Below are 15396 nucleotides of genomic sequence, written 5' to 3' on the forward strand. Positions count from 1 at the left end.
ATAAACCAGATCACTCTGCTAACCAGTTGGTTATCGCTTTACGCTTCTCTCGCTTGATATCACGGCGAACCTTGTCACTAATCTCATCTCTTGGATCTAAACCATCTTTTATTTTCTCTACTTTCTTTGCAGCTTTACGTTCTGCCTTACTCAACTGATGTTTAGTGTAACTAGCATCGGTCAACTCCTCTGCGTTCTTTCTCGCCTTTTTCAACTTATGCTCAGTACGGCGAAGCTCACCTTTATACTCTGCTTTAGTCTCCTTAATATCCCGATTCAAGCGCACCGCATCTTTAAGTACATTTTGCGCAAACAGATTAGGAGAGATAAGGGCGATAGAGAGCGCAGCCAAGAGTAAACATTTTTTCATATCATTAAGCCTTAAAAAATTAAAGGCGGAATTATCTAAGGTTACTTTTGATGAATAAATCCCCTTGTGCTCATTATGATCATAAGCTGGACAAATGAATCTTGAATGACTGACAACAAAAAAGAGCGCCTAAGCGCTCTTTTTACTCTGTAACTAAGGTCATCACATAGTTAGTGGTCGTGTGCTTCGCCAGACCCTTTAGGGAAACGAATTGACTCAACCATCTCCACAACATCAGCAGGAACAGCAGCAGTCACTTTACTCACACCGAAGGCGACAGCAAAGTTAACCACCATCCCCAATAGACCGATACCTTCAGGTGAAATACCGAATAACCAGTTATCGGCAGTGTTAGCACTTGGGTTCACAAACTTGAAGTAAACAATATAAGCCGCAGTGAACAGTAGACCAGTAACCATGCCTGAGATGGCACCTTCTTTGTTCACTGTCTTAGAGAAAATACCCATAATGATTGCAGGGAACAGAGACGACGCCGCTAAACCGAATGCAATCGCAACTACCGCCGCCACAAATCCTGGTGGATTGATACCGAAGTAACCCGCCATCACAATACCGAGTGCAGCCGCAATACGAGCATACATCAACTCCTTCTTATCGGAGATATCCGGCATAAAGTTTTTCTTCAATAGGTCATGAGATACCGAAGTTGAAATCACCAGCAATAGACCCGCTGATGTTGATAGCGCAGCGGCCAGACCACCCGCAGCAACCAATGCGATAACCCATGCTGGAAGGTTGGCGATTTCTGGTGTAGCAAGCACCATGATATCACGGTCAATCTTCATCTCATTTTCAGCGCCATTGGCATAGTAAATTTTGCCGTCGTCGTTCTTATCATCCCAGGAAATTAGACCGGTCTTTTCCCAGTTTTTAATCCAGTCTGGCGCAGTTTCATAAGCGACACCTGTAGACTCCGGACCATTAATAGTTTCAATCATGTTTACACGAGAGAAAGCAGACAACGCAGGAATAGTTGTGTACATGATAGCAATAAAGACAAGTGCCCAACCCGCTGATACACGTGCATCTTTCACCTTAGGTACAGTAAAGAAACGCACGATAACGTGTGGCAGACCCGCAGTACCAAACATCAATGCCCCCGTGATAAAGAACACATCAATCATGCTCTTAGAACCTTCGGTGTATTGCGCGAATCCAAGCTCATTTGAAAGGCCATCGAGTTTATCTAGCAGATATTCCCCAGTTCCATTACCCGCAGCATCGACTAACTCAGCACCAAAACCAATTTGTGGAATGATATGACCCGTCATCATCACAGAGATAAAGATAGCTGGCACCATGAAGGCGAAAATAAGCACACAATATTGCGCTACCTGAGTGTATGTAATGCCTTTCATCCCGCCTAAAACAGCGTAGAAGAATACAACCGCCATACCGATATACACACCGGTTTCAACTTCAACCTCGAGGAAGCGTGAGAATACCACTCCCACTCCACGCATCTGACCAGCGATATAGGTAAAGCAGATAAAGATGGCACACACGACTGCGACGGTACGTGCAGCCTGAGAGTAATAACGATCACCAATAAAATCAGGTACAGTAAACTTACCGAACTTCCGTAAATATGGCGCCATACAGAGTGCTAATAGTACATAGCCCCCCGTCCAACCCATTAGATATACCGAGCCGTCGTAACCGACGAAAGACACAATACCCGCTAGCGAGATAAATGATGCCGCTGACATCCAATCGGCTGCCGTAGCCATGCCGTTCATTACAGGGTGAACACCACCACCTGCAACATAAAATTCTTTAGTTGATCCGGCTCTAGACCAGATCGCGATCCCGATATATAGGGCAAACGTAAACCCGACAATCAGATATGTTAGTGTTTGTACGTCCATCTCATGATTCCTTATAATATGGATTGGGTTTAGTCTTCGTGAACATCGTATTTCTTATCTAATGCATTCGCTTTAGCGACGTAGACAAAAATCAATGCCACAAAAACATACATAGCACCCTGTTGTGCAAACCAGAATCCCAACTTGAACCCCATGAAATGGATTTCATTGAGCACATCTACTAATAAAATACCGCAGCCAAATGACACTGCCGCCCAGATGGCTAATAAGCCAAGTACTAGACGCAAATTCTCGCGCCAATATCCCTCTGCCTTCTCATTACTTTCAAAACTCATAGTGACTCCCATGTGCTGATTTTTATATTAAGTCATGAGTTAATCTAACAAGCGCAGAGGGAACAACAATCGCGACCTTAGTCTAACGCCAACGTAAGCCTAAATAGTGTCAACGCAAAAACGCCTTATTAACAGGCAGTTACACATTAACGTTAACGTAAGCTCTACCTGTTTTTCAAACAAAGCCTTAGACCAAGGTAGTAAGCAAAAATAGCAAAGAACCACTTTTAACCGTGAACCTTTGAAATAAATTTAGCTAGACAGATGTAAATTGCAGGTTATAGATGCCTATGATTAGCTAATAAACAAGGCTGTTACGATGCGGTAAAGATAGTCAAAAATTGACTCGTAAAAAATTTAATAAAGAGATGTATGACGCCCCTTGATAAACTTAAGCCGCAACAGCCTTTAACCTATCATCCTGATGATTTTTTAGTAAAAAGAATGATGCCATTAAATAGCAGAGCTCGATTGGAATAAGTAACAGATAACTGCTCATTGTTAATAATTCATCATTCACCGTTTCAATGAAAATGATTTGAGCAAAAATTAATACTGAAAAATATAAAACGATTAATTTCCGATTCAATAAAAAAGCGATTGAGCCAAATAACCAATACAGCACCATATATAGTTCAACATCATTAGACCAAAATCCGTGGCTGATATAATCACCAGCCATAAACGATGGTCCAAAAGGCATTAAAGAGCCGTAGACAGCAGTATTACCGGCATCAGCCCTAAGAGTAAAACTTAATAGAATCCAAAGTCCTAGGAACAACAGTTTCTTCAACAATAACTTCATATTGAACATTCACACCGAAGGCACATACACCAAAGACACAAATCAGATTAGCCCCACCGCAAGTTAACAAGCTACTCGTACTGCATCTAATCAATAGGGGATTAACCGTTTCTAGTGATTTTCAGTTGGCACTATTGCACCAATGAATTGTATTTCACCAAACGGATCCCAAAGCTTAATCGTTCCTGCTGGTAACGACGTTTTATCCGGCTGAGTAAAAATGTTAAGCACATCATTAGCAATTAACACTGAGGTATTGTCATAGCCACCACACCACTTTGACACTTGAATTAGCCTGCTACAAAGCTCAGATGCTGATAACTTCTGATTGAGTATTTGCTTAAAGGTATTTGCTTCAATGTAATGGGCACCATCAGACGTCAGAATTACCCGCTTGATATTGCGGTACTTTGGGATCCTGACAATTTGTACTTTTAGATCGGGTCCAACTCCAACATATTGCAACAAGCCTTTACTTAAATGCACGCCCGCGGCATCGGCAGATTGCCCCGCAAAAGTATCATCTTTAGAATACTGCTTAATACCGTGAGCAAAATTTGCGTATATACGACTGTCGCCAACATTGATAGCTTCAAAGTGACCTTCGCTATCGTAGAGAAAAGCCGATAAGGTTGCGCCTCCATTGCTACCATATAAAGAGTAAACATCGATGTTTGCCTCTTCTACAGCGTTTAACAGTCGCTCCGCCACTGGCAGTTGCTGATTGTTGATGCAGCTAGCGACAAATGAAGCGATACCTAGACTGGCACAATTAGCACCAGACGCCATGCCTCCCATACCGTCACATAACACTCCTATGACGAAAGAGTCTGAAGCCGTTACTTGTACCTGTATGCATGCCACTCGATCTTGGTTTTCAGGCCTAATATTGCCGATATCACAACTCATGGCGATTGAAGATTCAAGTAATTCATTGACTGCGCCATTGCCAACTGTGCGGGATAACCATAGCTGGATATGCTCTTTTAAAGTATCTTGTTGCATAGCATTCTCTTTCGATAAGACCCGTGGTGAGTCCAATGCAGTCAATATAACGCAACGGCCTGCTTTATGGTATATCAATGCCTTATATCTGCTGTATTCCCTGTGACTGTTAATGAGACCGGATGTGAAGGTAAGAACGAGTGAAGGTGTGAGCAAATTGCATTGGCTGGATAAAATAGCTAAATCCAAGCCTAACAAAAAGCCCACGTTTAAGTGGGCTAATTAATAGGCAGAATTGACCTTAATCTGTAAAATTCAGGCCGCTCTTATCAGGGCTTTAAAATGAGTTTCATTGATATAAAGCTCATATAGTCACTACTTCGGCTCCTCGAGCGCACTTAAATAACGCACAAGCTCGGCTAACTCCTCCGGTGTCTTTCCCTGCTCCTTAATAAGATATTGGCCATTAACCACAAGCGCAGGAACACCTCGAATTTCGGCAAGTTGAGCCTGAGTGTCGTAGTTCATCAAAGCCAGTTTGGCATCGGTCGAGTTCATCGCCGCTTCAATATCAGTCTCATTAAGCCCCTGGCTAACAAAAAAGTCCTTCAACTGTTCTGAACGGGTAAAGGCCCCCTCTTTTTCGTGAATACGGGTAAAGATATTACCGTGAACCTGCTTAGTCACATTAAACTTTTGCGCAAGATAGTAGGCTTCCTGACTTAAAATCCAACTGGAACGCCCAGCACCAACTGGAGTACGCTCAAACTGAACATCGCCCTCTAAAAGATGCGCCGTTTGCTCGAAAAAAGGATCTTGGCGATAGCAAAAGCCGCAATTATATGAGAAGAATTCTCGAACCACAGGTTTATGACTCTCAGGGATCCCTGCAATTTTGACGTAATCAACACCTTCTTTATATTGAACCGCCCATGCACTGTGCAGAGGAGCTAATAACAGGGCAAAAACAATAAATGTGCGACTCAGTGATTGTGTGAAAAACTTCATATCGATCCTTTAATTCATTCGATTAATTCAGCAATAATAAACGAGCTTAATCCGTTAGCATGCTAACAGCATATCCATAGGGTCATTAAATTGAAACTCAAAATTTAGTTCAGTGCAGATTCTGCCACTGCTGATCTGCTTTCCGCTTACCTGTGCGACGTTATTAACAGAGCCTTCAGCGCTGCTTTCAGTTATCAAGCCTTCAGCGCTGTTGTCAGTTATCAGGCCATCGTCTACAAATTGTGGCGCAGATAAGCCTAAATCTATCGCGGCTTGGGTATAAAAAGCTTGGCGTGTAGGGTGTACAGGTGCGCAGAGGTTATAAATGCCGTTCGAGGTCTCATTAAACAATAGCGCGGAAATCGCTAGGATGCAGTCATTTAAGTGAACTAAATTTACGGCACCACTTGCATTGGGAAGATCTGTTTTCCCTGCAAGGAAGCGACCAGGGTGACGTTTCGGACCGACAAGACCTGCGAAACGAACAATTACGCTATTATCCAAACTTTGAAACATAGCTTCTGCCTGTAACAGCTTATCGCTTATCTCTGAGTGAGCGCTCGCATCGTGCTCAGTAAGCATTTGATCCGATTGAGGATAAACACCTGTGGTACTCACAAAGATGAGTTTCTTATAGCGATGACCTGTAATTAACTGCTTAAATTTTGCCAGTCGCTGTAGGTAGGCTTGAGGATCTTTTCTCAGTCCAGGCGGAATATTAATCACGAGACAATCTGCTGCTAAGGCTTCGTTTATCTCGGCCTTGTCCTGTATTAGCTGAGCATCATTATCTAAATCTAGCCTAAACCCATCAATACCTAGCTCTTTTAATAATAACGACTCAGACTGAACACGTTTACTGCCACACACTTTTACACCACGTTCAACAAGCGCTTTAGCCAAGGGGAAACCGAACCAGCCACAGCCAACAATACAGACAGATTTAATCATGCTCTTACTCTTTAGCTCGTTAATTATTGATATAGATAGGCAGCATAGTGAAGTGCATGTACGCAGAAGTAAACTCAGTTTTCTAGCTAAATAGGCCTTTGGCTACAAACTACTAAAATAAAAACTGACTCTTGCGTTGCCCTCGAGGGTTTTAACTGCAGAAGATGATAATTCCTCAACCTTAAGCACACCTATGATCTCGTGAGGCTCTTCAACTAAAAAACGTAACCTTGGCTTCAGCCCATCAAGGGAACAACTCCATACCACCGGTTTTTGGACTTGGGAAGTGGTTAGCATTACTTTTGCAATTTCTCCATCACTAAGCTGCACTAGAGTGCCTGGAGGGTAGATCCCCAGAACTTTAACTAAGGTAGAAATTAGCTGGGCATCGTGTTTTCCAGTACGATTTTTAAATAAGTAACCCAATGCCACTTGGGGTGAACGCCCCTCTTCCGCTCTCAATATGCGGTCGAAATCATTGACTAAGCTGACCACCTGAGTCGTTAATGGGATCTGCTTGCCTTTAAGGCCATCAGGGTAACCACTTCCATCTACCCACTCATGGTGGTGTAAAACAATATCTAGCACCTCACTTGGAAACAGCCCCGACTTATCTAGCATGTCGTAACCATATTTTGGGTGCATATTTAAAAAGTTGATTTCATGCTCCGTGAGCACGCCCTTCTTACGCCGGATCACATCAGGCACTTTCAGCTTACCTATATCATGAAACAATGCGCCCATGGCGATATCACGTAACTGTGAATGGTTCATCGATAGTGCCTGACCTATCATCATGGATAACACAGCTATCGACACACAGTGCTGATTAACAGAAATATCTTCACCCGGGTTAACCAGTGCTAAATGAGGAGAGTCAGTTTCCTTTAAGTGATCCATCAACTCTTCAACTAAGGTAGCTGCGCTGCGATATGCGCCTTGAGGATCGGGTCCTAGCTTTGAAAATGTCGAGCGGCAGTCGCTAGCCCCCTTGGTGAATCTTTGTTGACCTAGGCGAATAGATTTTCTAACGAAGGCTTGAGAATCGGCAGCAAGTTGCTCTGGAGATGGTTGAGCCACTTCGATTTTTGGCGCAGCCTGTACAGTTAACAGCTCGCAGCCAGAAATAAGATAAACATAAGATACATCTAATGTTTTAATTAACTCGATATGAGCCGTTTTCTCTATTTCAATTTGATTAAATAGAAAAGGATGATCCGTCCATGAAAGTGGTAACTTCACTGTCATACCCACTTTCAACTCTGACAAAGGAATTTGCAATTGTGCAGCCTTTGACATCTATGTCACTCCAACATTAAGTTTTAAGCTTATCGTTTATCGCTAGTCAAATTGGGGATTGAGCGTTCTACGCTCTTGTCTAACAAGATCACTCTTCGGGTCAGAGGCTCTAGCGACGCTTGCTGCCCAATAAAAGAATGTACGGCTCAGTAGTCCAGCAAATATCCTTATTACGTGACTAAACTAATCTGATGCGTCAACTTTATGACAAAAGAGAGAAAAATGACACGCTTAAATGCAAAATCAAACCATTAAACGCGTTAGTGTGATTTTAATATAGACAATTTTGAATAACATATTCTTTATTTGTCTCTTTTAAAGGCAAAAAATCCAAACTTTAAATTGCATACAATATTCAATGTACATATACTGAAACTGTTTCTTAAGATCGGTCGCCCCGAAGATGATGTTTAGGAAGCAATACTGTCAATTGTCCTTTAACAAGTTCAAGTCTTAATCGCAGTATGATTATTACTTAGCTTTAGAAGGTTTTTATCGTAAATCTACGGATCACCAATACAGAGTGACTCTCTGAATTAAAGATTCTTTTGACGCTGCTTGCAGCGTCTTTTTTTTACTCTTTTTCCTTAGTTTCTTTCTTACAGTCGTTTTCTTTCCAATCACTAAAATACAGCTTCAGGCGCTTCGACTTATACAAATATAAACTACTCCAAAATAGTACCAGTGCATCTAAACCTATGCTCCAGCTATACATATAATAAGAGTGTAAAATGCGCTGAGTCAGCAAGCCACCATCTATGATCAATAGGATGACTAGTAGCCATTTCATATAGGGAAAGACAGGTCTAACCCAATTAGGGGAGCGTTTTCTTTCGGCAATCACTGCAGCATAAACAATCACAGCGCCAAAGCCTGCCGCCAGAGCCATCAAGAAATCGCCCTTATGTGGATAAAACAGCTCAACTAAGGCGGCTCTATCACTGGCTTGAGTTAAAGAGGCGACAAACACACACCAACCTCGTGCGATAAACACCAGCAACAGATAGAGCATTAATGGTGGCTTAACGTGGCCTTTATCGTCAAGCCAGGTGATATGACTAAAATTCAAACCATTTCCTTTGATTAACTGATTTTATTATCGAATGGGGTAAACTAGATATGGCGACAAACCGAAGATTTTCAAGCATTCACTAAAAAAGCTCCCTAAGGAGCTTTTTTATCTAATCGAGCATTATGAGAGGATTGCAATCAAGGCTTCTTCATCGATAACCTTGACGCCAAGCTCTTGTGCCTTAGTCAATTTAGACCCAGCAGCCGCGCCAGCGACTAGGCAGTCAGTGTTTTTCGACACACTTCCAGCCACTTTAGCCCCTAACGCCTGCAATTTTGCCTTAGCATCGTTGCGGTTAAGTTGGGTCAAAGTACCTGTTAATACCCAAGTCTGCCCTTTTAGTGACAGATCTTCTTCGGCAACTTCTTCAATAGCAGGCCAATGGATCCCCGCTTCGATTAGCTTGTCGATCACCTCAAGGTTATGCGGCTGAGCGAAGAAATGTGCCAGATGCGCCGCCACAATAGTACCGACATCATCGACTTTAATGAACTCTTCTGCGCTGGCTGCCTTAAGCGCATCTAATGTCTTAAAGTAAGCCGCGAGATTAGCTGCCGTTGCCTCACCCACTTCACGAATACCCAATGCATAAAGAAAGCGCGCGAACGTTGTCTGCTTCGCCACATCAATCGCCGCGACTAACTTAGTTGCCGATTTCATTCCCATACGCTCAAGCATGGTCATGGCCGATGCGGTGAGTTTAAATAGATCCGCCGGACTCTCGACTAACTCTTTATCGATAAGCTGCTCAACAACTTTGTCACCCATACCATCGATATCCAGCGCCTTACGTGAGGCAAAATGCTTAATGGCTTCTTTACGCTGGGCTTCACAGAATAATCCGCCAGTGCAACGAGCAACGGCTTCACCTTCTACGCGCTCAACTTCACTGTCACAAACAGGGCAATGTGCAGGGAAAACAATGTCTTTAGCATCCTCAGGGCGCTTTTCAGCCACCACAGCAACAATCTGTGGGATCACATCGCCGGCGCGGCGGATAATGATGGTGTCACCCACCTTTACGCCTAGACGTGCAATTTCATCGGCGTTATGTAGCGTTGCATTCGATACCGTTACCCCGCCAACAAACACTGGCTTAAGCCTAGCCACTGGTGTGACGGCACCTGTGCGCCCCACTTGAAAGTCGACCCCCTCTAACAGGGTCATCTCTTCTTGGGCCGGAAACTTAAACGCAGTCGCCCAACGCGGCGCCTTGGCCACGAAACCTAAACTAAGCTGGTGAGCGATTTGATTGACCTTTACCACCACGCCATCGATTTCAAACTCTAGGCTGCTACGGCGCTGTTGAATGTCATTGTAATAGGCCATCACCTCAGTAACCGACTCACAGACTTTAACCTCTTGGCTCACTGGGACGCCCCATGAACGCAGCTGCTCAAGCTGACCATAATGACTATCGGCAAGCTCCCATGTTTCAGGCTCGACGACACCTAAGGCGTAGGCATAGAAACCAAGAGCGCGACTGGCGGTGATCTTACTGTCGAGCTGACGCAAACTTCCAGCGGCCGCATTACGTGGATTAACAAACAGCTTATCCCCTTTTGCGCGGGCACGTTCGTTAAGGGCATCGAATGCTTTATGAGGCATGATCACCTCACCACGTACCTCAACCAATGGCGGGAAGTTATCACCACGCAGCTTTAACGGGATCGATTTAATGGTGCGAACGTTCTCGGTAATGTCTTCGCCGGTTTGGCCGTCGCCACGGGTCGCAGCGCGCTCAAATACACCATCACGATAGACGATACTTACAGCAAGCCCATCAAGCTTAGGCTCACAGCAGTAGCTTAAGTCTTTGCCGGTTTTTTCGACGATACGCTGATTGAATGCAGTAAACTCTTGCTCATCAAACACGTTATCTAGGCTCAGCATTGGCTTTAAGTGCTTAATTTGCTGAAACTTAGCTAACGCCTCCCCTCCAACTCTTTGAGTCGGAGAGTCTGGTCTACAAAACTCTGGGTGCTCTGTCTCTAAGGCTTTAAGCCTATTCAATAAACGGTCGTACTCGGCATCGGGGATAGAAGGACTATCATCGACATAATAGCGATAGTTATGTTGATTGAGTTCAGCAGTTAGCTGAGCAATTTCGTTTTGAATAGCTGGCATTGATATTATCCGAATAATAACAAAGGCCGCTGCTGCGGCCTTTTAAATCTGTTTACGTTTCAAAAACCTATATAACGTCTCAGGCCTGAGCTCTGATCCGTTGAATATAGTTTTGCTTGGTGCTCTCTAGCCATTCATCTCGGCCACCATCGAGTACCACACCGCCTAAATCGTCTGCGATCTGATGAGCAGAATTTAACATGATAGAGAAGTTCATTAACGCTTCGCCATAACAAGGTAGTGTCATAAATAACACCACACCTTGGGTGCTAAACTGCTCCATATGGTCTGGGTCAAATATCCCAGGCTTTACCATATTGGCCATAGAGAATAATACCTTACCTGTGCCGGCATTATCTTCATGACGATGGAAAATATTCATTTCGCCAAACTTGAAGTTTAAGGTCAACAAGCAAGGTAGAAGCTCTGCTCCACTAAGCTCTTCACCCTCTTTCGCCACTACATGCAGTACTAATACATCGCGAGGGTCATCTAACTCTTCAGTCTGTTCCTGCTTAGACGCAGGTTCAATAACAGGCTCAGGCTTAAGTTCTACTTGCTCTGGTTGTGGCTCTGGCTGTAACTCTGGTTGTGAGATTGGTTGTGAGACTGCTTGGAACTGAGGCTGTGGCTCTGTTTTCACAACTTGCTCGGTAATAACAGGGGCGGCAAGATTAGCATCATCAGAGGCAAACAAAGATTCTTGAACAGGCATTTCAGCGGCCAATACTGGCTCTTGAGACGTGAGAGAAGGCTCTACGCGGGCCTTATTCACTTTCGTAGCCGGAGTACCTGTTAATTCAAATGCATCAGCAACCGCTTCAGTCCCCAGTGGTTCACGCTGTTCATTATCGGCCGTTTCCGACTCGTCATCCACCTGGGTATTTTTAACAACTCGCACCGCACCAATGCCATCGTTATCGAAGCCTTCGGCATCACGACGTTCACGGCTTATATCTGCCATGGGGCTTTGCTTAAATCCCTTAGGTTGCTGTTTTCTAATGGACCAAAAACCGTGTACAAGCACGGCGATAATGGCTATTACACCTATAAGAAGCAATACCAGTTGAAAGTTTTCCATCAGTTACCCTGTATTTCTTATGTTCATCCTGCGTCGGCTAATGCCACCGCTTCATCGATATCAACAGCCACAATGCGCGAAACACCGGGCTCATGCATTGTCACCCCAATAAGTTGATCGGCCAATTCCATGGTGATCTTGTTGTGACTAATATATATAAATTGTACGCTTTGGGACATCTCTTTTACCAAACGACAAAAACGTTCGACATTGGCATCATCCAAAGGCGCATCAACTTCATCCAACATACAGAAAGGTGCTGGATTTAATCTAAAAATTGCAAATACTAATGATAAAGCGGTTAGCGCCTTTTCTCCACCAGAAAGAAGGTGAATCGTGCTATTCTTCTTGCCCGGAGGTCTCGCCATGATGCTGACTCCCGTTTCTAAGAGGTCATCATCGGTCAAAGCGAGGTATGCACTACCTCCGCCAAATACCTTTGGAAACAGCACACCGAGATCCGCATTCACTTTATCAAATGTATCTTTAAAACGAACCTTGGTATCTTTATCAATCTTACGAATCGCTTCTTCTAAGCTCGCTAGTGCAGCATTAAGATCTTCATCTTGGCTGTCTAAATATAACTTGCGTTGATTTTGTAAATCAAACTCTTCAATCGCCGCTAAGTTGATTGCGCCTAAATGTTCTATCTGTGCCCGTAACCGCTCTAACTCCTTTTGACGCCAAACCAAGGTTTTACTTCCATCTAATGAAGATAATACCTGTTTAACATCAACACCTTGTTCAATTAACACTCGCTGTTGACTGTCAATTTGCCCTTTCAAGCCTTCACGGCGTAACTTTAACGTGCCAGAAGATTGAGTCAAGTCTTCTAGCTTTGCAAGCTGTTGTTTTTTATTCGTTCCTGCACTATCGCACAGTTCCTGAAGCTCGGCTTGTTGCAGCCTTAAGGCCGTCAGTGCATCTTGCTTAATCTGTTGTGCTTGCAGGGCTTGTTCGAGTTGATCTTTAAGAGGTTGTGATCCCCCCTCTTGCAAGGCGTTATCTTTTGCCTCTAGTTGCAGCTTTAGCAGTGATTGGCTTTGTTCTAGCTCTAACAATCGTTGCTGGTGCTGACTAACCTGCTGCTCAATCAGCATCATCTGTGTGTGCAAACTCTGCTCACTCGCAGCCGACTGAGCCGCCTTGGCATCTAACGCTTGTCGCAACGGTTTCAGCCGAGTGACTTTTTCCAAGGCTTGGGCTTTTAGTGCCTGCCCATCCGTTTTAGCTACTTGTGCTTTTTCGAGTGCAGCACTCAAGTGCTGTTGCTGCTGCACTCGAAGCTCAACACCAAGCAGCAACGCCTGCAACTCTTGTTGTGCTTCACTCAGCTCCTGCTCAACCTTAGCCAGTCTAGAAGCGGTTTGTGTCACCGACTGCTGCTGTGAGCGCAGCTGAGAACTCAGTGCAGCAAGTTGGATCTGTTGGGTTTGAATAAACTGCTGTTTTTGCTGAATATGGCTAACAAGAGGGGCCATGGCCTGCTTTACATCGGCCAAGGACTCACTCAATGTCACCAGAGTCGACTGATTGAGGTCGACACTTTCTTGCAAGGCTATCTGTTCATTTTTAAGCTCAACAATAGAACCTGCCGCCTGAGTCTTCTCGATGACAAAATCAACACCGACAAGGTAACCATCGGCGGTGGCAATCAGTTCATCCTGTTTTAGTGACGTTCTTTGGCTGATAGCCTGCTCTTTGCTCACAAGCCAAGTCACATGTTCAAGCCAAGGCGCTAAGTTCACCGGCGCCTTAATGACACTTAATTCGGTAACACCAATCTCAAAGCCTAATTGGTCTGGGTCGCTATCATCACTCTCACCAGCCAATAACTGAGTATTAAGCAGCCCTGATAGCAGCATATCAACAGCAGCTTCCCAGCCCGGTGTCACCTCGATGACTTGCCAAAGCTCCTCACTATCGCCCGCTTTTTCGGCTGGCAATAACTGAGTCACAACCGACAGCCGGCCCTGCTCATCGGCGAGTTTGACCTTAAGGCGGTCTTGTTCGGCAGATAAATCTTGCTCAGTTAGCTGTTTGCTTTGTAACTGAAAGCCCAATTCATCGAGCACTTCTTGTTCTTGCTCGATAACGCTAGTTAATTCGCTTACCTGTGTAGCAAAGTCTTGAGCGTTGATCTTTTCAAGCTCAGCCGAAGTGGTAAGCACTTGCTCCTCTAACCGAGCCACCAGCCTTTGCTTGTTGCCGATATCGGCCTCATTATGGCTAAGCTGATTACGATTCATCTCAAACGCATGGTGCGCTTGACTATAGTCTTCGCTCAAGTCATGTAATTGCTCACTAACCCTGTCAAGCTGCTCATTAGCCAATACCAGCTCAGCATCATGATCTGCAAGCTGCTGACGTATAAGCGTGGCATCGGGTAGCGCTAGCGCTTGCTGCTGAGTCAGCAACGTCTGCTTGCCTTGATCTTCGGCTAATCTGGCACGGTAGGCGCTGACTTGCTCAGAAAGCTCCTGCAGTCGTTGTGTCAGGCTTTCATCTTGTTGCTGGCGATGCTTAAGTGATTGCTCAAGTTTGGCAATATGCGTCTTGGTAAGATAGAAATCTTCTACTTGATGCGCTTCTTGAGTATCTAATTCGCTTAACTTCAAATTAAGTTCTGTTAGGCTCAGTTCAAGCGTCTGCTTCTTGGCTAAAAGCTCTGTTTGCTGCAGTTCAAGTTTACTGAGCTGCTCGTCTAGTTTAGCCGTTTGCTGCTGCAGTTCATCGAAGCGCGATACCGATAACTCGGCATCGTATTTACGCTCAGCTTGCTTTAGCTCGCGATATTTTTTGGCCGTTTCGGCCTGCTCGGCTAACTTTTCTAGTTGCTTGGTTAATTCTGAACGAATGTCACCGAGTCTGGCTAAGTTTTCCCGAGTGTGTCGAATACGGTTTTCAGTCTCGCGGCGACGCTCTTTGTAGCGAGAGATCCCTGCCGCCTCTTCAATAAAGACGCGTAGCTCTTGGGGTTTAGACTCGATTAATCTTGAAATCGTACCCTGCTCAATAATCGCGTAACTGCGAGGCCCAAGCCCCGTGCCCATAAAGAGATCGGTAATATCTTTACGGCGACACTTTTGATTATTGAGAAAATAGCTTGAGTCACCATCGCGGCTGACTTGACGTTTGACGGCAATCTCTTGATAACTGGAATACTGCCCTGCTAAGCGACCATCTTGGTTATCAAATAACAACTCGACACTAGCCACCGATACCGGGCGTCTGGCCGTTGAGCCATTAAAAATGACATCTGCCATGGAATCACCACGTAGATGTTTAGCCGAGCTTTCACCTAACACCCAGCGTACCGCATCGATAACATTCGATTTGCCGCAGCCGTTAGGGCCAATAATGGCACTCAAAGGATTAAGTAAAGGTATTTTAGTTGGATCGACGAATGACTTGAATCCGGCAAGTTTAATCTGTTTAAGTCTCATTGTGCCGTTTAGTCATTTCCTCGCTAAGTAAATAGCGACTGAGTTTGAAGGGATTTTATATAGGGTAACTTTACCAAAGCTCACTGTATTTTGTAACGCTTTTTATC

The 15396-nt window shown here is 44.5% G+C and carries 12 protein-coding genes; all 12 read right to left on the reverse strand.

Annotation, left to right across the window (positions count from 1 at the left end; all coding sequences use genetic code 11):
• Positions 1-10 precede the first annotated feature (10 nt).
• On the reverse strand, positions 11-370 hold the full coding sequence (locus Q1A86_RS13495) for a hypothetical protein (protein ID WP_299807401.1): 360 nt from the start codon (positions 368-370) through the stop codon (positions 11-13).
• A gap of 170 nt (positions 371-540) precedes the next feature.
• Positions 541-2259, reverse strand: a complete 1719-nt coding sequence (locus tag Q1A86_RS13500) for a sodium:solute symporter family protein (RefSeq protein WP_299807403.1) — start codon at positions 2257-2259, stop codon at positions 541-543.
• 29 nt (positions 2260-2288) lie between these two features.
• On the reverse strand, positions 2289-2555 hold the full coding sequence (locus tag Q1A86_RS13505; RefSeq protein WP_012277650.1) for a DUF4212 domain-containing protein: 267 nt from the start codon (positions 2553-2555) through the stop codon (positions 2289-2291).
• Positions 2556-2946: 391 nt separating this feature from the next.
• Positions 2947-3360: a hypothetical protein gene (locus Q1A86_RS13510; RefSeq protein WP_299807408.1), complete on the reverse strand. Its 414-nt coding sequence runs from the start codon at positions 3358-3360 to the stop codon at positions 2947-2949.
• A gap of 111 nt (positions 3361-3471) precedes the next feature.
• The gene (locus Q1A86_RS13515) at positions 3472-4365 is read right to left on the reverse strand and encodes a protein phosphatase 2C domain-containing protein (RefSeq protein WP_299807410.1); all 894 of its coding nucleotides are present in this window, start codon (positions 4363-4365) and stop codon (positions 3472-3474) included.
• Positions 4366-4680: 315 nt separating this feature from the next.
• Positions 4681-5313, reverse strand: a complete 633-nt coding sequence (locus tag Q1A86_RS13520; protein WP_299807412.1) for a thiol:disulfide interchange protein DsbA/DsbL — start codon at positions 5311-5313, stop codon at positions 4681-4683.
• A gap of 54 nt (positions 5314-5367) precedes the next feature.
• Positions 5368-6264, reverse strand: a complete 897-nt coding sequence (locus tag Q1A86_RS13525) for an SDR family NAD(P)-dependent oxidoreductase (RefSeq protein ID WP_299807414.1) — start codon at positions 6262-6264, stop codon at positions 5368-5370.
• 102 nt (positions 6265-6366) lie between these two features.
• Positions 6367-7563 carry an HD-GYP domain-containing protein gene (locus tag Q1A86_RS13530; RefSeq protein WP_299807416.1) on the reverse strand — a complete coding sequence of 399 codons (1197 nt, stop codon included), beginning with the start codon at positions 7561-7563 and terminating at the stop codon, positions 6367-6369.
• Between the two features lie 574 nt (positions 7564-8137).
• The gene (locus tag Q1A86_RS13535; protein WP_299807418.1) at positions 8138-8632 is read right to left on the reverse strand and encodes a DUF2919 domain-containing protein; all 495 of its coding nucleotides are present in this window, start codon (positions 8630-8632) and stop codon (positions 8138-8140) included.
• A gap of 123 nt (positions 8633-8755) precedes the next feature.
• Positions 8756-10762: an NAD-dependent DNA ligase LigA gene (ligA, locus tag Q1A86_RS13540; RefSeq protein WP_299807420.1), complete on the reverse strand. Its 2007-nt coding sequence runs from the start codon at positions 10760-10762 to the stop codon at positions 8756-8758.
• 79 nt (positions 10763-10841) lie between these two features.
• A complete protein-coding gene (gene zipA / locus Q1A86_RS13545; RefSeq protein ID WP_299807422.1) occupies positions 10842-11843 on the reverse strand; it encodes a cell division protein ZipA in 1002 nt (333 codons plus the stop codon).
• 23 nt (positions 11844-11866) lie between these two features.
• Positions 11867-15289 carry a chromosome segregation protein SMC gene (locus tag Q1A86_RS13550; protein ID WP_299807424.1) on the reverse strand — a complete coding sequence of 1141 codons (3423 nt, stop codon included), beginning with the start codon at positions 15287-15289 and terminating at the stop codon, positions 11867-11869.
• Positions 15290-15396: the final 107 nt, after the last annotated feature.

It is taken from the genome of uncultured Shewanella sp., assembly GCF_947497935.1.
GTDB lineage: Bacteria > Pseudomonadota > Gammaproteobacteria > Enterobacterales > Shewanellaceae > Shewanella.